The 23,041-nt window shown below is 69.9% G+C and carries 25 protein-coding genes; 16 read left to right on the top strand and 9 right to left on the bottom strand.

Annotation, left to right across the window (positions count from 1 at the left end):
• Positions 1 to 103 precede the first annotated feature (103 nt).
• The 4 genes from DMH03_RS21225 to DMH03_RS21210 all read left to right on the top strand — a co-directional run bounded on the left by DMH03_RS21225 (position 104) and on the right by DMH03_RS21210 (position 3,970).
• A complete protein-coding gene (locus DMH03_RS21225) occupies positions 104 to 640 on the top strand; it encodes a DUF6286 domain-containing protein (protein ID WP_125780374.1) in 537 nt (178 codons plus the stop codon).
• On the top strand, positions 637 to 1,224 hold the full coding sequence (gene amaP, locus DMH03_RS21220) for an alkaline shock response membrane anchor protein AmaP (protein WP_125793705.1): 588 nt from the start codon (positions 637 to 639) through the stop codon (positions 1,222 to 1,224). Before DMH03_RS21225 ends, amaP begins: the two co-directional genes overlap by 4 nt.
• 28 nt (positions 1,225 to 1,252) lie before the next feature.
• Positions 1,253 to 2,332: an ATP-dependent DNA ligase gene (locus DMH03_RS21215; RefSeq protein WP_125793704.1), complete on the top strand. Its 1,080-nt coding sequence runs from the start codon at positions 1,253 to 1,255 to the stop codon at positions 2,330 to 2,332.
• Positions 2,333 to 2,404: 72 nt separating this feature from the next.
• Positions 2,405 to 3,970 (top strand): alpha/beta hydrolase, encoded by a 1,566-nt coding sequence (locus DMH03_RS21210; protein WP_125793703.1) that lies wholly within the window; start codon positions 2,405 to 2,407, stop codon positions 3,968 to 3,970.
• Positions 3,971 to 4,375: 405 nt separating this feature from the next.
• Here DMH03_RS21210 and DMH03_RS21205 read toward each other — a convergent pair whose 3' ends face one another.
• On the bottom strand, positions 4,376 to 4,618 hold the full coding sequence (locus DMH03_RS21205; RefSeq protein WP_125794009.1) for a DUF2630 family protein: 243 nt from the start codon (positions 4,616 to 4,618) through the stop codon (positions 4,376 to 4,378).
• 91 nt (positions 4,619 to 4,709) lie between these two features.
• On the opposite strand from DMH03_RS21205, the gene DMH03_RS21200 reads away from it, so the two are divergent.
• Positions 4,710 to 5,069, top strand: a complete 360-nt coding sequence (locus DMH03_RS21200) for a co-chaperone YbbN (protein WP_125780364.1) — start codon at positions 4,710 to 4,712, stop codon at positions 5,067 to 5,069.
• Positions 5,070 to 5,156: 87 nt separating this feature from the next.
• On the opposite strand, the gene DMH03_RS21195 is transcribed toward DMH03_RS21200, so the two are convergent.
• On the bottom strand, positions 5,157 to 6,086 hold the full coding sequence (locus DMH03_RS21195) for a proline dehydrogenase family protein (protein WP_125793702.1): 930 nt from the start codon (positions 6,084 to 6,086) through the stop codon (positions 5,157 to 5,159).
• Between the two features lie 18 nt (positions 6,087 to 6,104).
• Positions 6,105 to 7,733, bottom strand: a complete 1,629-nt coding sequence (gene pruA, locus DMH03_RS21190; RefSeq protein WP_125793701.1) for an L-glutamate gamma-semialdehyde dehydrogenase — start codon at positions 7,731 to 7,733, stop codon at positions 6,105 to 6,107.
• Between the two features lie 128 nt (positions 7,734 to 7,861).
• On the opposite strand from pruA, the gene DMH03_RS21185 reads away from it, so the two are divergent.
• The gene (locus DMH03_RS21185; protein ID WP_125793700.1) at positions 7,862 to 9,454 is read left to right on the top strand and encodes a CdaR family transcriptional regulator; all 1,593 of its coding nucleotides are present in this window, start codon (positions 7,862 to 7,864) and stop codon (positions 9,452 to 9,454) included.
• Here the strand turns inward: DMH03_RS21185 and DMH03_RS21180 are convergent.
• Positions 9,451 to 10,911, bottom strand: coding sequence for a carboxylesterase/lipase family protein (locus DMH03_RS21180; protein WP_125793699.1), 1,461 nt, complete (start codon positions 10,909 to 10,911; stop codon positions 9,451 to 9,453). The genes DMH03_RS21185 and DMH03_RS21180 overlap by 4 nt on opposite strands.
• 32 nt (positions 10,912 to 10,943) lie before the next feature.
• Complete coding sequence (locus DMH03_RS21175) at positions 10,944 to 11,561, bottom strand: TetR/AcrR family transcriptional regulator (protein WP_125793698.1); 618 nt, start codon at positions 11,559 to 11,561, stop codon at positions 10,944 to 10,946.
• Between the two features lie 54 nt (positions 11,562 to 11,615).
• Here DMH03_RS21175 and DMH03_RS21170 point away from each other — a divergent pair, with 54 nt between their 5' ends.
• Positions 11,616 to 11,972: a GatB/YqeY domain-containing protein gene (locus tag DMH03_RS21170; RefSeq protein WP_125793697.1), complete on the top strand. Its 357-nt coding sequence runs from the start codon at positions 11,616 to 11,618 to the stop codon at positions 11,970 to 11,972.
• Positions 11,973 to 12,459: 487 nt separating this feature from the next.
• Here DMH03_RS21170 and DMH03_RS21165 read toward each other — a convergent pair whose 3' ends face one another.
• From DMH03_RS21165 to DMH03_RS21150, 4 genes are all read right to left on the bottom strand, one after another.
• On the bottom strand, positions 12,460 to 13,500 hold the full coding sequence (locus DMH03_RS21165) for an LLM class flavin-dependent oxidoreductase (RefSeq protein WP_125793696.1): 1,041 nt from the start codon (positions 13,498 to 13,500) through the stop codon (positions 12,460 to 12,462).
• Positions 13,501 to 13,507: 7 nt separating this feature from the next.
• Positions 13,508 to 13,900, bottom strand: a complete 393-nt coding sequence (locus DMH03_RS21160; protein ID WP_125793695.1) for a DUF6221 family protein — start codon at positions 13,898 to 13,900, stop codon at positions 13,508 to 13,510.
• 249 nt (positions 13,901 to 14,149) lie between these two features.
• Positions 14,150 to 15,169, bottom strand: a complete 1,020-nt coding sequence (locus DMH03_RS21155) for a DNA polymerase domain-containing protein (RefSeq protein WP_125793694.1) — start codon at positions 15,167 to 15,169, stop codon at positions 14,150 to 14,152.
• A 19-nt stretch (positions 15,170 to 15,188) separates the two neighbouring features.
• Positions 15,189 to 15,746: a GNAT family N-acetyltransferase gene (locus DMH03_RS21150; protein ID WP_125793693.1), complete on the bottom strand. Its 558-nt coding sequence runs from the start codon at positions 15,744 to 15,746 to the stop codon at positions 15,189 to 15,191.
• A 24-nt stretch (positions 15,747 to 15,770) separates the two neighbouring features.
• Between DMH03_RS21150 and DMH03_RS21145 the strand changes: the two genes are divergently transcribed.
• From DMH03_RS21145 to DMH03_RS21105, 9 genes are all read left to right on the top strand, one after another.
• Complete coding sequence (locus DMH03_RS21145) at positions 15,771 to 16,457, top strand: TVP38/TMEM64 family protein (protein WP_125780348.1); 687 nt, start codon at positions 15,771 to 15,773, stop codon at positions 16,455 to 16,457.
• A gap of 132 nt (positions 16,458 to 16,589) precedes the next feature.
• Positions 16,590 to 18,242, top strand: coding sequence for a serine/threonine-protein kinase (locus DMH03_RS21140; protein ID WP_255431249.1), 1,653 nt, complete (start codon positions 16,590 to 16,592; stop codon positions 18,240 to 18,242).
• Between the two features lie 73 nt (positions 18,243 to 18,315).
• Entirely contained in the window at positions 18,316 to 18,621 is a 306-nt protein-coding gene (locus DMH03_RS21135) for a hypothetical protein (protein WP_125780344.1), read from the top strand.
• A gap of 19 nt (positions 18,622 to 18,640) precedes the next feature.
• Entirely contained in the window at positions 18,641 to 19,063 is a 423-nt protein-coding gene (msrB, locus tag DMH03_RS21130; RefSeq protein ID WP_125793691.1) for a peptide-methionine (R)-S-oxide reductase MsrB, read from the top strand.
• A gap of 76 nt (positions 19,064 to 19,139) precedes the next feature.
• Entirely contained in the window at positions 19,140 to 20,021 is an 882-nt protein-coding gene (locus DMH03_RS21125) for a TIGR04222 domain-containing membrane protein (RefSeq protein ID WP_125793690.1), read from the top strand.
• A complete protein-coding gene (locus DMH03_RS21120; protein ID WP_158633104.1) occupies positions 20,014 to 20,820 on the top strand; it encodes a TIGR04222 domain-containing membrane protein in 807 nt (268 codons plus the stop codon). Before DMH03_RS21125 ends, DMH03_RS21120 begins: the two co-directional genes overlap by 8 nt.
• Before the next feature lie 113 nt (positions 20,821 to 20,933).
• Complete coding sequence (locus DMH03_RS21115; protein ID WP_125793688.1) at positions 20,934 to 21,890, top strand: TIGR04222 domain-containing membrane protein; 957 nt, start codon at positions 20,934 to 20,936, stop codon at positions 21,888 to 21,890.
• Entirely contained in the window at positions 21,880 to 22,695 is an 816-nt protein-coding gene (locus tag DMH03_RS21110; protein WP_199748954.1) for a DUF692 domain-containing protein, read from the top strand. The genes DMH03_RS21115 and DMH03_RS21110 overlap by 11 nt, the downstream gene beginning before the upstream one ends.
• Positions 22,692 to 23,036 carry a hypothetical protein gene (locus DMH03_RS21105; RefSeq protein WP_125793686.1) on the top strand — a complete coding sequence of 115 codons (345 nt, stop codon included), beginning with the start codon at positions 22,692 to 22,694 and terminating at the stop codon, positions 23,034 to 23,036. The genes DMH03_RS21110 and DMH03_RS21105 overlap by 4 nt, the downstream gene beginning before the upstream one ends.
• The last annotated feature ends 5 nt before the right edge of the window (positions 23,037 to 23,041 follow it).

The raw sequence follows: 23,041 nt of genomic DNA, 5'->3' as shown, positions 1-23,041 counted from the left end.
AGGGCGCCCTGTTCGCAGCGGCGACGTGGACGACCAGGTTGCGCCCTGCCGACGTCGATCGCGGCCGCGGGTTCACCACCAGCACTCTAGAAGGAGCACCGGTATGCGTTTGTTCGTCCGCCTGCTGTCCGCCCTGATCGGGCTGGCGCTGGCCGCCGCCGGGGTCCTGCTGGCGCTGGAGGTCGGCTGGGGCTGGTGGCGGCCGGGGCGCGGACCGCTCTTCGTCCCGTGGGACGGCTGGCGCGACAGGCTCGCGGAACTGTCCTGGAACGCTTCCTCCGTCCGGTACCTCGCGATCGCCGTCGCGGTCGTGGGACTGCTGCTGATCCTGGCGGCGGCCTCGGCAGGGCGGCGCGCGATCCGGCTGACCGATCCGGCGAACGAGGTCAGCGTGACCACCTCACCGCGTTCACTGGCGAGGCTGGTGGGCGTGACCGTGCGCGCGCAGGAAAACGTCGCGGGCGCGAAGGTCACCGCCACCGCCAAGAAGATCCGTGTCCGCGCGACGAGCAGGCTGGAAACCGAAGGCGAGCTGCGACCGCGGCTGCTGGAGACGGTCACCGGTCTGCTCGAAGACGTCCCCCTGGTGCGGCGGCCGAAGGTGTCGGTCGTCGTCGACTCCCCGAAGGACCGCCGATGACCCGTTCGGTCTCCGCCAAGGCACTCGGCCGGTCCACCGGCACGGAACGCACCCTGACCGTCCTCATCGGACTCCTCTTGCTGCTCGGCGGGGCCGCGGTGGTCGTGGTCGGCGCGGGGTGGCTCGGCACGCACCGTGCGAACCGGCCGCTCGTCGATCCGATCGCCCTCGACTGGCTGTCCCAGCACGCGCTCGCCGCCCGGATCGGTGCCATCGTGCTCGGCGTCCTCCTGCTGTGGCTGGGACTGTGGTGGTTCTTCCGGTCGCTGCGCCCGGAAGGCCGTCCGGACCTCGAACTCGACGAAGACCTCGTGGTGACCTCTTCGGCCATCTCCGAGGCCGTTCGCGTCGACGCCGAGACGGTCGACGGCGTCGGGCGCGCCAGGGTCCGCGCGGTCGGCGACAAGGAGAACCCGGCGCTGCGGATCACGCTCTGGCTGAGCGAGGGCACCGACCTGAAACGGGTCTGGGAGCAGCTCGACAGCACGGTGCTGGCCCGCGCGCGGGAATCGCTCGGGGTCGACGTGCTGCCGACCGCCGTCCGGATCGAACTCGACACGGCGGCACCGCAACGGGTGCGCTGAGCACGTCATTAGGGCAAGAATGGCCGTCATGTCGCTTCCCTTGACGCCGCCGATCAAGCCGATGCTCGCCAAACCGGCGAAGGCGATCCCCGATTCCGGCGGGCTGCTGTTCGAGCCGAAATGGGACGGGTACCGCTGCCTGGTGTTCCGCGACGGTGACGAGCTGACGCTGCAATCGCGCTCGGAGAAGCCGCTCAACCGGTACTTCCCCGAGGTCGTCGAGCGGCTGAAGGCCGCGCTGCCCGAACGGATCGTGCTGGACGGCGAACTGGTGGTCGCCCGGGGCGGGAAGCTGGACTTCGACGCGCTCACCGACCGGGTCCACCCTGCCGAAAGCCGGATCAAGCTGCTGGCGGAACAGACCCCGGCGGAGTTCGTCGCGTTCGACCTGCTGGCACTCGGCGACGAGTCCTATCTGGACGAACCCACGTCGAAGCGGCGGGAGCGGCTGGAGAAGCTGGCCTCCGACGGCATCCACCTGACCCCGGCCACTTCGGATCCGGCGATCGCGCGGCACTGGTTCGAACTGTTCGAGGGCGCGGGGCTCGACGGCGTCATCGGCAAACCGCTCGACGAGCCGTACAGCCCCGGCAAACGCGTGCTGCTGAAGTACAAGCATTCGCGCACCGCCGACTGCGTGCTCGCGGGGCTGCGCTGGCACGTCGACGGCGAACCGGGTGAAATGGTCGGCTCGTTCCTGCTCGGGCTCTACGACGAGAACGGCGTGCTGCACCATCCCGGTGTCGTCGGCTCGTTCCCGGTCACCCGGCGGCGCGAACTGGCCGAGGAGCTGGCGCCACTGATCACCGATGGCGCCGATCATCCCTGGCTGGGTGACAACGTGAGGGAGAAGCAGCGGATCCCCGGCGGGATCACCCGGTGGAAGTCCAAGGAAGCCCCGTGGGTGCCGCTGAAGCTGGAGAAGGTGGTCGAGGTCGGCTACGAGCACACGGAAGGCGGATACCCGTCGCGGTTCCGCCACACCGCGCAGTTCAAACGCTGGCGCCCCGACCGCGAACCGGACTCCTGCACCTACGCCCAGCTCGACGAGGTCGCCCGCTACGACCTGGACGCGGTATTCCGCGGCGAGGTGAAACGCACCCGCTAACCGGGGCCTGACACGTCACCTGCGAAGCTCGTCCACGAGCTTTTGTCATGCCCGGAAAGTGAGGACCAGCCCGTGCGCCCCGCCAGCACCGTCCGCCGCAGGCCACGGCTGATCCTGATGACGACCCTGGTCACGGCCGTGCTCGCGGGCTGCACCGCCGGGCCGTCGGTACGGCCGGCGGTGATCGACAACGACGGCAAACCCGACCCCGGCGGCACGACGACAGCGCAGCAGGTGCCGTTGCCGCCGCTCACCGAACCGCGGTCGCCGTCGATCAACTGGGAGGACTGCGACGACGCGACCCGGCAGCGGCTGGGCCAGCCGTCCGTGCCGGACACGCTGAAGTTCTCCTGCGCCAGGGTGCCCACCACGCTCGACGCGCCGGACCTGCCCGGCCGCGGCCTGTCGCGGCTGTCGGTGGTCAAGACCGGCGGCGGGCCGATCCCGCTCGCCGTGGTCAACGACATCGACGGTGAGCCGGGCTCGCTGTACGCCGCGCGGCTGGCCGCGACGCTGCCGCCCGAGTTCCTGCAGAAGTTCTCCCTGATCGGCGTGGACCGGCGCGGGACGGGGACGTCCGCGCCGGTGCAGTGCATCCCGGCGGAGATCCGCACCGACCTGCTCGGCGGCGACCCGGCCGCGGGCGACCTCGAAGGCGTCGTCGGCCCGGCGCGCAGGGCCGGCCAGCAATGCGCCATCGAACTGGACGACTCGCAGGTCGCGATGGACAGCTGGCGCGCCGCCGGCGACCTCGAAGAACTCCGGAAGCAACTGGGACTGGACAAACTGCACGCGCTGGGCCGCGGTGACGGTTCGAAGGTCCTCGCCGAATACGCCGTGCGGTTCCCCGCGCAGGTCGGCCGCATGATGCTCGACGGCCTGCCCGACCCGGCCCCCGACGCCGCGGCCGTGCAGGAGTCCGTCGCCGCCAGCGCGCAGGCAACCCTCGACGCGTTCGGCGCCGACTGCATCGCGAGGGGCTGCCCGATCGGTGACGCCCGTTCGGCCGTGACCGCCGTCGCGGACCGGCTCCGCTCCGCCCCCGCGACGACCACCGACGGCGCGCAGATCACGCCGGGGATCGCGCTGTACGCCATCTACTCCGGGCTCGCGCAACGCTCACGCTGGGTCGAACTGGCGGAAGCGCTCAAGACCGCGCAGACCGGCGACGTCACGCCGCTGGCCGCGTTCGCCGAACCCGTGCTGAAAGACTCCCGTGCGCGGCCGTCGCGGCTGGACGGCACGATCGCGACCAAATGCAACGACAGCGCGACCCGGCTCTCGGCCGAAGAACTCACGCGCGCGACCACGACCCTGCGCGACAAGCACCCGCAGTTCGGTGTCTTCGCCGCCCAGCAGCTGGCGTGGTGCAGCCCGTGGCCCGTCCGCCGCGAACCACTCCCGCCCGCCGGAGCCCCGGGCGCGCCGCCGATCCTCGTCGCGGGCACCGCGACCGACCCGGTCACGCCGGAGCAGGGCACCGGCCGGGCCGCCGACCAGATGCCGAGCGCGGTGACGATCACCTGGCAGGGCGCCGGACACGGGGCGCTGAGCCTCTCGCCGTGCGTCGCCGACGCGACGCGGGCGTTCCTGATCGACGGGAAAGCGCCGGTCGACGGGACCCTCTGCCCGGCGTGAGCCTGCTCCGGACCGCCTCGTCAAGTGTCATGAAAGGGTCGTTCAGGACATTTTTCGTCCTGAACGACCCTTTCATGACATTCGGGACCGTGAGACTCCAGTCAGCGCTCTCGCCGGGCCCCGCGCCTAGCCGCTTCTGGAGCCATGGCGCGTTGCGAAAGCCACTTTCGCAACCCCCACGCCGCCCCCCGCCCGCGTGCAATGAAGGACGCTTTCATAGCAAAATTTGCTATGAAAGGCCCCTTCATTGCACGGGCGCGCGGGTGATCGGCCATGGCGCGTCGCAGAAGCCACTTTCGCAACCTCCCGCGCCCCACTCCCTCGCCCGCGCGCCATGAACGGTCCGTTCCTTGCAAAATTCGCAAGGAACGGACCGTTCCTAGCGTCGGCCGGGATCGAAAACCGCTACTGCCGGTAAGACTCCACCTCGGAGATCGGCCTTGCCGAAGCCTGGTCCGGATCCTCGTCGAACTCCACCCGCGCCCGCCGCTGCCGCAGCAGGTCCCAGCACTGGTCCAGCTGCTCTTCCACACTCGCGAGCCGGGACCGGTCGTCCGAGCTCAGCCCGGTGCCGATCGCCCGCGAACGGAGTTCGTGCTCCTCGCTGACCAGCTCGTCGATCCGGCTGAGGATGTCACCGTCGGCCATCTGCGCCTCCTGCGAAACCTGGGTTTGCTCCATCCGAGACGCTACGCGCAATCGCGGGAATGCGCGTACCGCCCGATTCGTTACGCCGGACATGAGCACAGTGGAGCTGACCGCCGCCAACTTCGATCAGGTCGTGTCGGAGAACGACTTCGTGATCATCGACTTCTGGGCGGGCTGGTGCATGCCGTGCCGCCAGTTCGCGCCGACCTACGAGAAGGTGTCGGGCAACCACGACGACATCGTTTTCGCGAGCGTCGACACCGAGGCCGAGCAGCAGCTGGCCGCGGCCTTCGACGTGCGTTCGATCCCCACGCTCGCGGTGATCCGCGACAAGACGGTCATCTACGCGCAGCCGGGCGCCCTCCCGGAGAAGACGCTGGAAGACCTCATCCAGCAGGCGCGCGACATCGACATGGACAAGCTCAAGGAAGAGGCGGCCCAGGAGGCCTGACGAGCATGGAGAAGGGGCCCTACCCGGCGGGTTTCGCCGGGTAGGGCCCCTTTGTCTTTCAGCGGAGCAGTGCCACCGAGGGGCGGGTCAGCCCCGGGTGGCGAGTCCGCGCAGGAAGAACGCCAGGTTCGCCGGGCGTTCCGCCAGCCTGCGCATGAAATAGCCGTACCATTCGTCGCCGTAGGGGACGTAGACGCGCATCGTCTTGCCGTCGCCCGCGATCCGGCGCTGCTCTTCGGGACGGATCCCGTACAGCATCTGGAACTCGTGGTCGTCCGCCTTGCGGTCCGCGTCCATCGCGAGCTTCTCGCCGATCGCGATCATCCGCGGGTCGTGCGAGGCGACCATCGGATAACCCTTGCCCTGCATGAGGATTTTCAGGCAGCGCACGTAGGACTTGTCCACTTCGGACTTGTCCTGGAACGCGACCTCTTCGGGTTCGGCGTACGCGCCCTTGCACAGCCGGACGCGGGAACCCTCGGTCGCCAGGTCGCGGCAGTCCTGTTCGGTCCGCCGCAGGTAGGCCTGCAGCACCGCGCCGACCCACGGGTACTCGGTGCGCAGCTCGCGCAGGATGCCCAGCGTCGAGTCGGTGGTGGTGTGGTCCTCCATGTCGAGGGTCACCGTGGCACCGACCGCTTCGGCCGCCGCGCAGATCTTGCGGGCGTTCTCCAGCGCGACCTTCTCGCCTTCGGCTGGCAGGAACTGGCCGACCGCGGAGAGCTTCACCGAGACGTCCGCGCCGAACGCGAGGCCGTCGGCCGCCAGCGCGGTCAGCAGTTCCTCGTAGGCGCGGACGGTCGTCGCGGCCTGCTCGGCGTCGGTGGTGTCCTCGCCGAGGTGGTCGAGGGTGACCCGGAGGCCGTCGTCGGCCAGTTCGCGGACCACCCGGGCGGCGTCGGGCGTCTTCGAACCGGCGACGAACCGGCTCACCACCGATCGGGTGGCGGGGACGACCTCGACCAGCTTGCGCATCCGCCGGGATCGGGCGGCGGCGAGCAACGGGGCACGCAACATCACGGACTCCTGGAGAACTCAGCCCTGGTGGGGGTAGCGGACGCTGGTGGGCGGGACGAAGGTCTCCTTGATCGAGCGCGGGCTCGTCCAGCGGAGCAGGTTGAACACCGAACCGGCCTTGTCGTTGGTGCCGGAGGCGCGGGCACCACCGAAGGGCTGCTGGCCGACGACCGCGCCGGTCGGCTTGTCGTTGACGTAGAAGTTGCCGGCGGCGAAGCGCAGCGCCTCGGCCGCCTTCGCGACGGCCGTGCGGTCGTTCGCGATGACCGCGCCGGTGAGCGCGTAGTCGGCGGTCTCGTCCACCAGCTTCAGGACCTGGTCGAAGTCCTCGTCCTCGTAGACGTGCAGCGCGAGGATCGGGCCGAAGTACTCGGTGCGGAAGATCTCGTGCTTCGGGTTGTCCGAAACCAGGATCGTCGGGCGCACGAAGTAGCCGACGCTGTCGTCCGCGGTGCCACCGGCGATGACGTCGATCTCGGCGTCCTCGGCGGCGCTCTTCAACACGGCGGCGTGCTTGTCGAAGGCGCGGCGGTCGATCACGGCGCCACCGAAGTTGTCCAGGTCGTTGACGTCGCCGTAAGTGACGGCTTCGGTCTCGGAGACCAGCTCGTCCTTCAGGCTCGCCCAGAGCGAACGCGGGACGTAGGCGCGGGACGCGGCCGAGCACTTCTGGCCCTGGTACTCGAAGGCGCCGCGGATCAGCGCGGTGCGCAGGATGTCGACGTCGGCCGAGGCGTGCGCGAGCACGAAGTCCTTGCCGCCGGTCTCGCCGACCAGACGCGGGTACGTGCGGTAGCCGGAGATGTTGGCGCCGACGGTGGCCCACAGGTGCTGGAAGGTCGCGGTGGAGCCGGTGAAGTGGATCCCGGCCAGGTCGCGGTGGGTCAGGGCGACCTCGGAGACGGCCTTGCCGTCACCCGGGAGCAGGTTGATGACGCCCGGCGGCATGCCCGCTTCTTCGAGCAGCCGCATCAGCATGTGCGCGGCGTAGCTCTGCGTCGGAGACGGCTTCCACAGCACGACGTTGCCCATCAGCGCGGGCGCGGTCGGCAGGTTGCCGGAGATCGCGGTGAAGTTGAACGGGGTGATGGCGTACACGAAGCCCTCGAGCGGGCGGTGCTCCATCCGGTTCCAGATCCCGGGCGAGCTGACCGGCTGCTCGGCGAGGATCTGACGGCCGAAGGCGACGTTGAACCGCCAGAAGTCGATCAGCTCGCAGGCGGAGTCGATCTCGGCCTGGAAGGCGGTCTTCGACTGGCCGAGCATGGTGGCGGCGTTCAGCTTGGCGCGCCACGGGCCGGCCAGCAGGTCGGCGGCACGCAGGATGATCGCGGCGCGGTCGTCGAAGGACAGCGCGCGCCAGCCGGGGGCGGCGGCCTTGGCCGCGGCGATCGCGTCGTGGGTGTCCTGCGCGGTCGCGCTGTGGATGACGCCCAGCACCGCCTTGTGGTTGTGCGGCTGGACGACGTCGATCTTCTCGCCGCCGCCCTTGCGCTGCTCACCACCGATCGTCGCGGTGATGTCGATGGGGTCGGCGTTGCCCAGCAACTTGAGCGCGCCCTCGAGTTCAGCGCGCTCAGCGCTGCCCGGTGCGTAGTTCAGCACCGGCTCGTTCTTCGGGGCGGGGGTCTGGGTCACGGCGTCCACTGACTGCTCCTGACTGCACTTCGCCGGGTAGAGGTCTCACCCCGAACGGTAGACCGGACAGCGCGCCAACGGCTTGTTCGACTGGCTAGAATCAGGGTGACCGTCTTGTCCGATCGGCTTAATCGGTGATGACAGCGACTACTCAGACAACCCCTGGCGCATCCCTGCGGCACGTCCTCGCGACGCTGGGAGAACCGCTGGTCAGGGTGCTCGCGGCGCCGAACGGGCTCGGCGTCGGAGTGGACGACGTCGTCATCCACGACCCGGAGGACCCGCCCGACGCCCATCCGGGTGACCTCGTCCTGGTGATCGGCGCTCGCGGCCGCTCCGCCGCGGGTGCGATCCGAGCGGCGGGACGGTCCGGCGCGGCCGCCGTCGCGGTCAAGAACGGCATGGCCGTGGTGAACGTCGCGGCCGACGCGGGGATCGCGCTGATCGAGGTCGGCCACGAAGCACGCTGGGAGCAGGTCGAGGCGTTGGCCAGAGGCGTCGTCGACGCGGCCCGCGCGGGTGGCGAGGCGGACAGCGGCGAGGTGCTCGGCGACCTGTTCTCGCTCGCGCAGACCATCGCGACGCTGACCGGTGGCCTCGTCAGCATCGAGGACACCGCGAGCCGGGTGCTGGCCTACTCGCGGGCGGGCGACGAGGTGGACGAACTGCGCAGGCTCTCGATCCTCGGCCGCGAAGGTCCGGAACGGTATCTCGCGATGCTGCGGGAATGGGGTGTCTACCAGCGGCTTCGCGCCGGGGAAGGCATCGTCCGCATCGACGAGCGGCCCGATCTCGGCATCCGGCGGCGGATCGCGGCGGGCATCCACGCCGGATCGCAGCCGCTGGGCACGATCTGGGTCCAGGAGGGCGCGCATCCGCTCACCGAAAGCGCGGAAGTCGCCTTGCTCGGCGCGAGCCGGGCGCTCGCGCCGCAGCTGATCCGGCACCGGACCTTGCCCAGCCCGGAACTCCGGTTGCGCGAAGACCTGCTGGCCGGCCTGCTCGACGGCCGTCTCGACGTGGAATCCGTCGCCGACGACATCGGCGCGGATCCCGGGAAACCCGCGATGGTGCTGGGGTTCTCGCTCCCCCGCGACCGCGCCGCGACCGACCGGCAGCTGCGCCGCGCGGAACTGGTGCACCTGATCACCGTGCACACCGCCGCGTACCGGCGGAGCGCGCTCGTGAGTGTGATCGGCGGCCGCGTCTACGCGCTCCTTCCCGACCTCCCCGAGCACGCCGAGACACGGATCCTGGCGCTGGCCAAGGAAATCGTCGGTACCGCGCAACGTCATCTCGACGTCCGGGTGCGCGCGGCGCTGGGCGGTGTCGTGCCCCGTCTCTCCGACGCGGCGGCCTCGCGTGGCGACGCCGACCGCGTGCTGGCGACGATGGCGCGCGGGCACGGGACGGCGGACGTCGCCTCGCTGGCCGACGTCCGCGCCGAGGTCCTGCTCTCGGAGGTGCTCGCTTTCCTGAGCGAGCAACCGAGGATCCGCGATCCGCGGCTGGCCGAACTGGTCGCGCACGACGCCGAGCACGGCGGCATCCTCGTGCCCGCGGTGCTGGCCTACCTCGACGCGTTCGGCGACGTACGGAAGGCGGCGCGCGAGCTGAACATCCATCCGAACACGGTCCGCTACCGGGTGCGCCGCGCCGTCGAGGTGTCCGGCATCGATCTGGACGACCCCGCGCAGCGCATGCTCACCCAGCTTCTCCTGCGCCTCTAGGGTTTTCCCGCCCAGAACTCGAGCCGGTGCGCGGCGGCGTAGTCCGTGCCGCCGCTCTTCCCGGGTGCCAGGCTTTCGACGTGCTCGAAACCCGGCCAGCCCGGATCGCCGTCCCTGGCGAACGCCGCCCAGTGGCGGGTCATCCGGTCGGCGAGCTCCTGTTGTGGCGCCGGGAGCGCCGGGCGGCCTTCGAAGTCGAACTGGTAGATCAGTGCACTGGAATGCTGGGCACCGGCGGGGAATCCCGGGACCAGTGACGGCGCGTCCTCGTCGGCGAACTCGGAGAACCAGGTGCCGGTGTGCGCCGCGAGCGCCTTGGCCAGTTCCCACGACGGTCGCGCCCAGGCGCGGTCCGTGGAGATTCGCGCCCACGCCAGGCTCGGCGTTTCGTAGTCCCGCACCGGATATCGTTCGGCGACTTCGTCCGCGTGGTCGCCGAAGGCTTCGGCCAGCAACCGCGGATAGCTCTCGGCGGTGACCGGGTCGCCGGCGAGCGTGACGAAGAACCGGGCCTCGTCGAGCGTGGTCCCCAGCAGCACCGGCACGCGGTGGAAACGCCCGGCGGCCAGCGCGATCGCAGGCGACTCGGGCAGCGTGGCGCCGCCGAAAGCCGGGCGGATGAACGCGTCCGAGACTTCGAGCAGGTCCTTCACCGGCACCTGCCGGAGCTGCGCGAGCGCGTCGCCGTCGCCGGTCACCCAGCCGCGTTCGGCCGCGACGGCGGCCCCGATCGCCGCCAGTTCCGCCTCGGAAGTCCAGCGAGGTGGCAGCTCCGGGAGGCCGGGCATGAAGGTGTGCGCCGGCGTCGTGCCCAGAACCGAGAACACGCTCTGCACGATCGCGCGGTGGAACAGCCCCGCCGAGCCGGGGGCGGTCAGCTGTGCCGCGACCATGGTGGCGCCGTAGGACTCCCCCATCAGCGTCACGTTGCCGGGGTCGCCGCCGAATCCGGCGATCTCCCGCCGTACCCAGCGGAGGACGGCCTGCTGGTCCTGGAGGCCGAAAGTGCCGCCGTCGTCCAGGCCCGGGTACCCGAAGCAGCTCAGGACGCCGAGCCGGAAGTTCGGCGCCACCACGACGAGGTCACCGTCGACGGCGAGGCGGCGGGCGTCGTAGTCGGCGGCGTTGCCGTTGGTCCCGCCACCGCCGTGCAGCCAGACCAGCACCGGACGGCCTTCACCTGGCGTGCCGGGGATGGTGACGTTCACCGTCAGGCAGTCCTCGTCGAGCGAGGTCGTGCCGTCGAAGGACGCCGCGGGTTGCGGCGCGGGATTCCCCGGCTCGAACGCGTCGCGGACACCCGTCCATGGCTCGACGGGCGCGGGCGGACGCCACCGCAGATCGCCGACCGGCGGCGCGGCGTACGGGATCCCCCGGAACGAGACGTGGCCGTCGAGGCGACGGCCACGGACGGTGCCACTGGTCAGCCGCACCGTCGGGTTTTGCCATATGTCCATATTGCAAAGATACTCAGCCGAGCCCGCCTCTGTCAGGCGGATTGCATCGAGCGAGTGAAGACGGCGGCGATGGAACGGCTCAGGACCTCGCGTGCGGGGAACGCCTCCGCCCCCGACAGCGCGACCTGATCCGCCAGCCCCTGGACGGTCGCGAGGATCATCCTCGCGGCGAGTTCCGCGTCAGTTCCCGGCGCGACGTCGCCGCTGTCCTTGCCCCGCTCGACCACCGAGGTCACGTAACCGAGCAGGTCGCGACCCGACCGCCGGGCGACGTCGGCGAGCGCGTCGTCGTGCGCCGCCTGCGCCTGAAGTCCATGCCGGACGCGGTATTCCAGCTCGCGTTCGGCGTCGAGTGGCAGCAGTTCGGCCAGGGTACCGAGCAGGACCTCCGCGATCGGGAGCCCGGCGGCCTCGCCGTTGCGAACCCGCGACCGGACCCGCTCGCCCATCCGGCTCACGGCGTCGTCGTAGGCGAACCGGAGCAGGACGTCCTTGCCGGCGAAGTAGTGCTGAATGGATCCGACGGAGATCCCGGCTTCCGCCGCCACCTTCGAGAACGAGACGCCGGCGAAGCCGTCCGCGGCGAGCAATCGCTGGAACGCCCGCGCGATCCGGGCTCGGCGCTGATCATGATCGACGACGCGAGGCATACGGATATAGTACAGTCATATTGTCAAAGTCCCCGAGACAGGGAATCCGAACCCATGCGCGCCGACCTGCGTGACGAACTGAAGACCGCCCTCAAGACCAAGGACCGCGTCGCCATCGCGGCCCTTCGTTCCGCGCTGGCGGCGATCGACAACGCCGAAGCGGTGCCGCTGGACTCGGCCACGGGGATCGCCATGAACGAGCAAGTCGCGGGAACGGCGGTGGGGCTGGGCGCGGCCGAGGTCGAGCGCCTTCACCTCACCGAGGACGACGTGCGGGACATCGTGGCGCACGAGATCAGGGAGCGCACCGTCTCCGCGGACGAGTACGAGCGTCTCGGCCGCGCCGACGCCGCCGACCGCCTGCGTGCCGAGGCCGCCGTCCTCGAGCGTTTTCTCGCGCCCCGCGATTAGATGGACGTCAAAGTGGCGTAGGCGCCAAGGAGCCTGGTGTGCTCTTGACCGTCTACAAGGGACACCGGTCGGGTACCAGTGTCCCTTTTGAGCACTTTGCGCGCGGGTCGTGAGTGGCAATGAGCGTTCTAACGGCCATTACCACTCACGACCCCTCCACCGAAAACAGCATATTTAGCCACAAATCAGACATTTCACGGCTCGACAGTGTCCCTTGTGGACGCTCGAGGCACGGTCCGCTCCCATGGCCAGTCCGGAACGTCGTCACGAAAGCCTCCTCCCTACCTTGAAGCCATCGAAGAGTCCCTCGTCGGAGGCTCAGCTCGCCACGCTTGCCCTTCGGCTCACCTACTTGCGATGGACGCGCCTGAAACCACCCGCCGCCGATGTCATGAAAGGGTCGTTCAGGACGTTTTTCGTCCTGAACGACCCTTTCATGACACTTCCGGGACGGGGTCGGGACGCCGGGCCAGGCTGGACCGCCGAGTCACGACACGGCGGCGAGGCTGCGTAATCCGGCGACCTCGGCCAATCCGCGATAGGAATCCAGCCGCTCCGCCTGGTCGAACGTACTGGTGGTCACCAGGATCTCGTCGGCGCCGGTCTTCGCGACGAGGTCGGCGAGCCGGTCTCCCACCTCGTCGGGGGTGCCGGCGAGCTGACCGTCGAGCGCCCGGTCCAGCCGTTCCCGATCGCGGTCCGACAGCGGCCCGGCGAAGATCTCCTCCGCCGGCGAAAGCGGTGGGAACACGCCGTGCGTGCGCGAGTAGACCGTCGACCACGCTTCGGGGATCAGCAACCGCCGGGCCCGTTCGGCCGTCTCGGCGACCGCGATCGCCGTGGACACCACGACATACGGTCGCGAAGCCTGCGCGGAAGGCCGGAAGCCGGAGCGGTAACCCTCGATGGCTTCGAGCAGCGGACCTTCTCCCCGGACCGGCGCGATCACCAGCGGCAGCCCCAGTTCCGCGGCCAGCTTCGCCCCGGCACCGGTGGCCAGCAGGAAGGCCGGCACGCGCAGGCCTTCCGCGGGAATGGCGTGCACGCCCGGATACGCCGTCTGGTCGCCCGTGAGGAAGCCCAGCAGTTCCCGGACCTGGTCGCCGAAGCGGTCGGCGTCGTCCTTCTCGTGCCCGAGCGCCTGCCGGACGCCGCCGGTGAACCCGACCGACCGGCCAAGCCCCATGTCGATCCGGCCGGGGAAGAGCGATTCGAGCACGCCGAACTGTTCCGCGACCACGAGCGGCCGGTGGTTCGGCAGCATCACGCCGCCGGTGCCGACCCGGATCCGCCGAGTCGCCGAGGCGACCGCGGCCGCCAGCACCGTGGGTGCCGAGCCGGCGACGCCGGGCACGCCGTGATGTTCCGAAACCCAGAACCGGTGATAGCCCAGTGCTTCGATGTCCCGCGCGAAGGCGACCGTGTCCCGCAAGGCGCGAGGCGCGTCGCCGCCGCGGCGGGTCGGGGACCGGTCCAGTACCGAAAGCGTGATCACCCTCGGGTCAACGCGTCCGGACCCGGCGGGCATTCCCCGATCAGGGGCGCCAGCGCTCGCTGTAGTCCGGGTGATCGGCGTGCGGCAGGGCCAGCAGCCGCAGGGTGAGGCACCAGTTCGTCCCGGCCTCGTCGGCGGGGACATGGCACGTCTCGCACCAGTACTCGTTGCCGTACAAGGGGAACCCCGGGACCTTCTCGGAAACCGTGGTGCGGTGCGCCTGCAGGAGCCGCCGGGTCGCCTCGATCTCGTTGATCATCTGGTTGACCGTGTCGAGTTCGATGTCGTTCATCGAACGGATCTTCTTTTCGATGACGACCTTGGTCTCACCACGATTGAGCGATTCGTTGATCTCGGTTTTCTTGACCGCCTGCATGATCAACGCCTGGCGTTGCCCCACACGCGCGGCGAGAAAGGCGATCAGGTCTTCCACGGGTACTCCTTCGTCCTCCCCCAGCCTAGTGTTCGGAGGGAAATGTCGCTGGCAGGAAGCCCGGCGTTACGGCCGGGTCCCGTGCGTCACACAGTCTCGTATCGATCCACCGCATGACGGTGACTGGTTTCTCGATCGACACGAAAGCGCAATCACACTGCGAGCAAAAAGAAGGAAAGGCGCGAATTCGTCACCGAGAACGCACAGGTCGTCACGAAACGCGTTCCCGGGTCGCGAAAGCCGCCAGGTCTAGGTGTCGTCGCGCGCTTTGCTGGGCTGGACGCGCTTCGGCTCGCCCGGCATTTTTGGATAGTCCGGCGGATACGGCATCTCGCCGAGACCGTGGTCGCGTTCGTCCCGCGCGTACCACTCCAGCAGGGTCTCGATGCCGAACGCCCGCTCGTCCATCGGCGCGTGCAGGTCACCACGCTCGGCGTAGAAGGCGCCGGCGGTGAGGACGTCGAAGTCGTCCGGGTCCACTTCGGTCAGTAGATCCCAGGTGAGCGGCATCGACACCGTCGCGCGCGGAGTGCCGCGCACCGACCAGGCCGACGCCACCGTGCGGTCACGCGCGGCCTGGTTGTAGTCGATGAACACCCGGCCGCCGCGTTCTTCCTTCCACCACGCGATGGTCGCCTTCTCCGGGATCCGGCGCTCGACCTCGCGGCCCAGCGCGATCACCGCATGCCGGACGTCGATGAAGTCCCACTCCGGCCGGATCCGCACCAGGACGTGCACGCCGCGGCCACCCGAGGTCTTCGGGTAGCCGACCAGCCCCGCCGAGTCGAGGACCTCACGCACCACGGCGGCGACCTCGACCGCGTCGGAGAACCCAGCCTCGTCGGGCGGGTCGACGTCGATGCGGAGTTCGTCGGGATGGTCGACGTCGGGCCGCCGCACCGGCCACGGGTGGAAGTCGAAGGTGCCCAGGTTCGCCGCCCAGGCGAACACGGCGGGCTCGGTCGGGCAGACCTCCTCCGCCGTCCGGCCCGACGGGAAGGTGATCTTCGCGGTCTCCACCCACTCCGGGGCGCCCTTCGGCACGCGCTTGGCGTAGAACCAGTCACCCTCGACGCCGTCGACGTAGCGCTTCAGCGTTGTCGGCCGCTCCCCGATCGCGCGCAGCAGCGGATCGCCGACCGCGACGTAGTGCTCCACGACCTGGCGCTTGGTGATCCCCCTTGCCGGGAAGTACACCTTGTCCGGACTGGACACCCGGACCTTGCGCTCGCCTGCCTCGACCTCGATCGGCTCACCGTTCTTGGGCATGCGCACACCGTATCGCCGATCAGGGCCGGGGATCGGTCCCCAGAACGGCCATCGTGATGACGTCATGCCACTCGCCGTCCCACCACAGCGCTTCCCGCTGGAGCCCCTCGCGGACGAATCCGGCCTTCTCATAGGCACGCCGGGCTCGCGGGTTGTAGTCGAAGACCTCCAGCGAGACACGGTGCAGGCCGACGACGTCGAACGCGTACTCCAGGACCAGCTTGGTCGCCTCGGTGCCATAGCCCTTGCCGAAGAACTCCGGGCCGTTCAGCGCGATGCGGAACGCCGCGGACCGGTTGTCCTTGTCGACGTCGGTGAGCGCCAGATCGCCGACGTGCGCGCGATCGCCCTTGCGCACGATCGCGTAATCCGCGCGATCGTCGAGCCCCGGCCGTCCGGCCAGCCAGGTCCGGACCTGTTCGGGGGTGAACTCGGTATGTGTACCGGTCAGCCTGCGGCTTTCCGGTTCCCGCAGGGCCTCCCAACCGGTCTCGAAGTACGTCTCGTCGAGCTGGGTGAGCACGACGTTCTCGCCGGTGAGTTCGGGCTGCGTCCGCAGCGCCTCGGTATCGATCACGGCGGATACCGTACGGTTGACGCAGTGTCCGGCCGTACCAAATTAATCCTCGCGCTCACCGTGCTCGCCCTCTTCGTGGCGGCCGCGGTCCTGCTGCCGATCCCGAGCCCGGCCGGGCTCCGCGCTTGGGCCGCCGAGACCGGCCCTGCCACTCCGCTGGTGTTCTTCCTGGTCTACTCGGTACTGACGGTCGCGCCGATCCCCCGCACCGTGTTCAACCTGGCGGGCGGGCTGCTGCTCGGCGCCACGACGGGCATCGTCGTCGGCATCCTGGCGACCATCGTCGCGTCCGCGCTCTCCTTCACCCTTTCGAGGGCGCTCGGCCGCGATCTGGTCACCCGGCACCTGCACCGGGCGAAGGTCCGCGCGGTCAACGACCGGCTTTCCGACGGCGGGGTGCTGGCGATCACCTCCTTACGGCTGATCCCGATGGTGCCGTTCGCTCCGTTCAGTTACCTGTGCGGAGTGTCGTCGGTCCGCTTCGCTCCGTATCTGATCGGGACCGCGCTCGGCAGCCTCCCCGGCACGATCGCGGTCGTCGTCCTCGGCGACGCTCTGACCGGGGAAACCCCGCCCGCCCTGCTGATCTGTTACGCCGTGTTCGCCGCAGCGGGGGCCATCGGACTGCTCAAGGTCTTCCGGCGGAAAGCCCGTCCGATGCCCGGAACGAGCGATGAGGAAGAATTGCCCGCCTCCGCACCGGCGAGCTGACGGGGAGCCGAAACCGCCGCCCGCTACACTCGATCGGGTGCGCGGGACCTGTCAGGTCGCGTAACGCCACCATCACCCGGGATGTGTTCGTCAAAGAATGTGTCAGGAGCAGTCGCCATCGACACCGGTCAGCTGATCGCTGGGCACTACCGCCTGGTCGAGCAAATTGGTAGCGGTGCCATGGGGGTGGTCTGGCGCGCCATCGATGTCCGCCTCGAGCGCTCGGTGGCGGTCAAGCAGATCCTCCCGCAGCCGGGTGTCTCCGAAGCCGAACGCGACAACATGCGCCAGCGCGCCATGCGCGAAGCGAAGAACGCGGCCCGTTTCCAGCATCCGAACGCGATCGTGGTGTTCGACATCGCCGAGCACGGCGGCGATCCCTGTCTGGTGATGGAGTACCTGAACGGTCCGAGCCTCTCGGCGATCATCTCCGATGAAGGCACGCTGCCGCTGGGACGCGTCGCGAAGATCGGCGAGCAGGTGGCGTCGGCGCTGGTCGCCGCGCACCGCGCCGGAATCGTGCACCGCGACGTCAAACCCGGGAACATCCTGATCGACGAGGCAGGCACCGCGAAGATCACCGACTTCGGCATCTCGCGCGCGGCAGGCGACATGACGCTCACCCAGACCGGACTGATCGGCGGCACCCCGGCGTATCTCGCGCCCGAGCTGGCGCGCGGCTCGGACCCGGTGCCCAGCTCCGACGTCTTCGCGCTCGGCGCGACGCTCTACCAGGCGATCGAGGGCCAAACGCCGTACGGGAACAGCTCCAACCAGCTGGCGCTGCTGTACGCGGCCGCGAACGGGCAGATCAACCCGCCGCAGCAGGCTGGCCCCGCGACGGCGCTGCTGATGAGCCTCCTGCGCACCGAGCCGACCGAACGCCCGACCATGGCCGAGGCCCGTGAGCGCCTCGCCGCGCTGGCGGCGAGCGAATCCGCCGCGGGCACGGCGGCGTCGCCGCGGCTCTTCGGAGCGGGCGGCGGTAGACAGCCCGCCGTGCCCGACACCCCGGGGCACGGCATCCCCGGCGGAGACCGCCCGCCGTGGCAGCGGACCGACAAGCCGGCGCAGTCCAACGCGGCGGCTCCTCCGCCGTCCACCAAGACTCACACGCCGACGGCCGCCTTCATCCCGATGCGCTCGCCGTCCGCCCCGCCGAACACGCCGCCGCGGCCGGTCGCCGCGATGAGCCCGCCGCCGTCCGCGGCCGCCCCGATGCGGCCGTCCCCGGCGAAGCCGACCGACGCCAAACGCAAGGCCGTCCTGTTCGCCGGCGCCGGTGCCGCGGTCGTGGTGATCGCCGTGATCGTGTTCCTGGTGCTGAATTCGGGCAACGGCGCCAACAACCAGGCAGGCGACAACACCGGCGCGAACCCGCAGTCCAGCGTCTCGGCTCCCAAGTCGAGTGCCCCGCCTTCGTCGCGTCCCGCACCGGCGGGCTTGGGCAAGACGCCGAGCGAAAAGGTCACGAGCTACTCCAGCGTGGGGCAGTTCCTGCTGGACTTCTTCGACACGGACAAGATCGGGACGTCCGCGAGCTGGAACAAGCTCACTGACGCCGCGAAAGCCGTGTACGGCTCGGAGCAGGCTTTCGCCGAATACTGGAGCACCCACAAGGTCACCGGTGCCGACACCGCGCGAGCGGACAGCGGCGGCGGGAATCCCGACGGTTCGATCGACATGAACATCACGCTCAACAAGGGCCCGCGTCCGGCGCTGCGCGTGGTCCAGGTCGGCGGCCAGTACTTCATCGACGCCGACACGCGAGTACTCGGCAACTGACGCAGCGTGGCGGTGGTGAGACCCGCCTCGCTGGTGGTAGGCCAATCGCCGATCGTGGCTTACTGTTGCCGGTATGGCCGATAGCGGACCTTTCGGACCTGGCCAGAATCCTCGTTTCGACGAGGACCTGGTAGGCCTCGACCCGTACGATCCCGAAGCCCGTGCCTTCGCCGAGCATCTGGACCGCATCGAACGCTGCGGCCCGAACTTCACCGTGGAAGCCTGCCTCGACGGTGTCTCCGATTTCGCCGACTCCAGCAACCGGCTCGGCGGTCTGCGCTGGTGGATTTCGGCACTCGTCGTGGTCCTCATCGTGCTCGGCGTGATGGTCACCGCATGGGACATCATCGGCCGGGCCATCGCGTGGCTCGCGGGGTAACGTGGAACCGGTGAAAGGCATGAAACCCGTTGTCGGAGCCACGCCGCGCGTGGTCAAATCCGAGCAGGAATGGCGGGAGCAGCTCAGCCCCGACGAGTACGCCGTGCTTCGCAAGGCGGGCACCGAGCGCCCCTTCACCGGGGAGTACACCGACACCGAGACCACCGGTGTCTACCAGTGCCGGGCGTGTGGCGCCGAACTGTTCCGCAGTGACACGAAATTCGAGAGCCATTGCGGCTGGCCGTCGTTCTACGATCCGGCCGACACCGACGCCGTCCTCCTCCGGGAGGACACCGCCATGGGGATGCGCCGGATCGAGGTGCTGTGCAAGTCGTGCCACAGCCACCTCGGGCACGTCTTCGAAGGCGAGGGCTACGACACGCCGACGGACCAGCGGTACTGCATCAACTCGATCTCGCTGAAGCTCGTTTCCGAGTCGTAACCGAACGAAGCCAACCACCGCCCTTCTCGACGCGTTCCCGTTGCACAGGAACAGCGTCGGGGAGGGCGGTGTCGTCATGAACGAACCTTGGGGAATCTCCGGACCGGCTTTCGCCTGGCTGTACGGAGTCTGTGCCGTACTGCCGATCGCGCTCGCCGTGGCGCACGAACTGTGGCTGCGTCGTGACACCGGCGCCAGGACGGTGCCCGGCCTCTATCACCTGGCCGCGCTGGCCGACGGTGTCGAGCGGGTCACCGACACGGCCGTCGCCGGTCTGCTCGAACGGCACTTCCTGCGGCCCGACGGCCGCGGCATCCTGCACCCGGTCAAACCGGTCCCGGCCGATCCGTTCGAACGCGCGATCGTCCTGCTCGTGCACGGCCACGGGACCGGCCTGCGCGAGCTGCGCTCGAAGATGGCACGGCACGAGGTCGTCCGGGAGCTGCGCGCCGATCTGGAGCAGCGAGGCCTGCTGGTCCACGAGAACCGCCGACGAAAGGGCTGGCAGTACGCGATCGCCGCGTACGTGGCCATCTTCGCGCTGGGGATCGCGAGGCTGGTGAACGCCGTACCGCTGAAGCGGCCGGTCGGCGTCCTCGTCGGCCTGATCGTCGGTGTGGCCTGCGCGATCGGCCTGGCTGTGTGGCGGCAATGGCCGGATCGCTCGGGCAGGGCGACCACCGCGGGCGGCCTGGCGCTCCGTTACGGCGATTGGGACCGCGCTCTGGCCGGCTCCGCGGCCGGGAAGGTGGCCCTCCACGGGTTGCGGGCCTTCCCCGACCGGGTCGTCGCGGTCACGCTGATCAAGACCGGCGGCACGAGGAGCAGGGTGTTCGCCGGCTCGGCGAGTACCTGCGGCGGAGGCACGTCGTACGCCGTCGGTTCCTCGTGCGGCGGTGGCGGTTCTTCGTGCAGTAGCAGTAGTGGTGGCGGTGGCGGAGGTGGTTGCGGTGGCTGAAACCTGGGGCATCTCGGGACCGGATTTCGCGTGGCTGTACGGCTTGGCCATCGCGCTCCCCTTCGCCATCGCGGGGCTGCACGCGCTTTGGCTCCGGCGCGGCTTCCACGACGGCGGCAGGCTGCCGAGCGTGCGGCATGTGGCGGCGTTGGCGGGCGGCACCTCGCGGGTCACGGACACGGTGGTCGCCGCGATGCTCGAACGCGAACAGGCCCGGCTCGGCCGTTCGGGCAGGCTCTACCGCACCCCGCTGGTCCCGGTCGACCCGCTGGGGCTGGAGCTCTCCGGTGCGCTGTCGTCGTTCCCCGACCACTGGCTGCGGGCGTGGATGAGCCGCGCGCCCGCGATGCGGGCACTGTGGGCTGATTTGGGCCGCAGCGGCCTGGTCGTCGCGGAAGGACGACGACGGCTCACGTGGAGGATCACCGCCGCCGTCTACGCCGTTCTCCTGGGGATCGGGACGGTCCGGTGGATCGCCACTGCCGGCAGCTGGGTCTTGATCACGCTTCTCGTCGTCGCACTGGCCCTGCTGATCGTCGCCCTCCGGCTCGGCCGGACCGATTACGAAGGCAGGACGACCGCCGCGGGCCGTGAGGTGCTGGCCGAAGCGGAGACGGATCAAAGCCTCGTTTCCGGTGCGGCGGGCGCGGTGGCCCTCGGCGGCTTCGGCGCCTATCCCGATCGCGAACTCGCCCGCATCCTGAGCCGCCACAGCGGTCGGCCGGGCAAGGACTCTCGCACCTTCGCCTGGGGCGACGGGACGGGCTCCGAGTCCTATGGGACTGCCGGCAGCTTCTGACGGCCCAACTGCCGTCGTGAAAGCCCACCCCGGATGGTCGAATCACGGAACCACGACCGGACGGAAAAACGTCCGACTACGGTAAGTGCACCTGCTCGTGAAAGGCCCGTGCGATGGAAGACACTTGGGGCATCCCCGGACCCGCTTTCCTGGCGATCTATGGCGCACTGCTGGTGTTCCCGCTGATCGCCGGTCTCCTGTGGACGATCGCGGTCAAGCTGGGCCGCAAGGCACCGCGCGCCGCCGTGAGCGGACCGGAGCCGACGGTGTACGAACTCGCCTACCTCGCGGGCGGCCCGGACCGGGTGGTCGACACGGCCATCGCGGCGCTGGTCGACCGCGGGACGTTGCGGGTCAGCAGCTCGAAGAAGCTCCAGCTGACGGGTCCCGAACCCGCCGACCCGATCGAGAAGGCCGTCGCCAAGGGCGCGCGGCCCGGGTACAACTCGACGACCCGCGGCATTCGCGACCGGCTGCGGATGTCGGGGCCGATGCAGGCGCTCGCCAAGGGGCTCGAGGACCGGGGACTCGTGGTCGCGGACCGGGCGCCGCGGATCCGCCAGGTCGTGTTCTTCCTGTACCTCGCCGTGCTCGTCCTCGGTGTGGCGCGCCTGATCGCCGGGATCTCCGGTGACCACCCCGTCGGTTTCCTGATCCCGCTGCTGATCGCGGCCGGATTCGCGACGCTGGTCGCCAGGGCGGTCAAGAACAAGCGGTCGGGTCCGCGTCCGACCGGCGAGGGCGACCGGATCCTTCACCGGGCCAGGTCCGCCCACGGGCGGGAGCGCAAGCGCGGGATCCCCAACGCGACCGCGGTGGGCGGAGCGAGCGGTGGCGCGATGATGGGCGGTGCCGTACTGGGCGGTGCCGCCGCGGCGGTCGCGTTCGGCGGTCTCTCCTACTACCCCGACGAGGAACTGAGCGCGGCCTTGATCCCGCCTCCGGTCTCCGGCGGTTTCGGTGGCGGTTCGTCCGGCGGCGGCTCCACGTGCAGCAGCGGCGGTGGAAGCTCGTGCAGCAGCGGCGGAGGCGGCGGGAGTTCCTGCGGAGGCGGCGGCTGTGGTGGCTGACGGGCCGGGCGGGCTCGGGATCGGCATCGGCTGGCGGCACGAGCTGGACCTGTCGATCGCGCGGCTGCCCGGCGTCGACTGGGTCGAGGTCGTCGCCGAAAACCTGCACGCCGGTCACCTGCCCGAGACCCTCGTCGCGTTGCGCGACAAGGGAATCCCGGTCCTGCCGCACGCGGTCTCGCTGTCGCTGGGCGGTGCCGAACCGCTGGACACCACCCGCGTCGAGCATCTCGCGGAGGTCACCCGCGAGCTCGGCGCGCCGATGGCCAGCGACCACGTGTGCTTCGTGCGCGCGGGCGGCCTCGACTCGGGGCATCTGATGCCGCTCCCCCGCACCCGGGAAGCGCTCGATGTCCTGGTGGACAACGTCAAACTGACGCAGTCCATCGTGGACGTCCCGTTCGCGCTGGAGAACATCGCGGCGGTGCTGGAGTGGCCGGACGCGGAGTTCACCGAAGCGGAGTTCCTGCGGGAGCTGACCGACCGGACCGGGTGTCTGCTGATCATCGACGTCGCCAACCTGTACGCCAACGCCCGTAACCTCGGCACCGATCCCGAACAGTTCCTCGACGAGATCCCGTGGGAGCGGCTGGCGTATACGCATATGGCGGGCGGTGTCGAACGCGACGGCGTCTACCACGACACGCACGCCCATCCGGTGGTCCCGGAGGTGCTGGACCTGCTGCGCGAACTGCGGCGGCGCACCGAGCCGCCGGGTGTCCTGCTGGAGCGCGACGACGACTACCCGCCCGACAGTGAACTGGCGGCCGAACTGGCCGCGCTCAGGGAAGCGGTCTCACCGTGACGTCGCCCCGGGAGCGGCTCGCCGCACAGCAGGCCGAGCTGCTCAAGGCGTTGCTCGCCGGGGGCGACGCTCCGGCGGGCTTCGACGCGGACAGGCTCCGCATCGAGGCGAACGTCCTGCGGAACAAGCAAAGCAGGCTGGTCGCCTACCTTCGCCCGGACCTCGCCGAGGCACTCGGAGACCGGTTCGGCGCACTCTTCCGCGAGTACGCGACGAGCAGCCCGAAGACCGACGCGATCCGCGCGCGGGCCTACGCGGACGCCTTCGGCGCGTGGCTCGTGGAACGCGGTGAGGTCCCGAAGCCCCGGGGCCGGCTCGCGCGCCTGCTACGCCGCGTTTAGTCCTC

The organism is Amycolatopsis sp. WAC 01376 (assembly GCF_003947415.1).
In the GTDB taxonomy this organism is placed as follows: domain Bacteria; phylum Actinomycetota; class Actinomycetes; order Mycobacteriales; family Pseudonocardiaceae; genus Amycolatopsis.
Note: the sequence above shows the minus strand (reverse complement) of the source record. Positions and strands in the feature narration are given on the sequence as shown.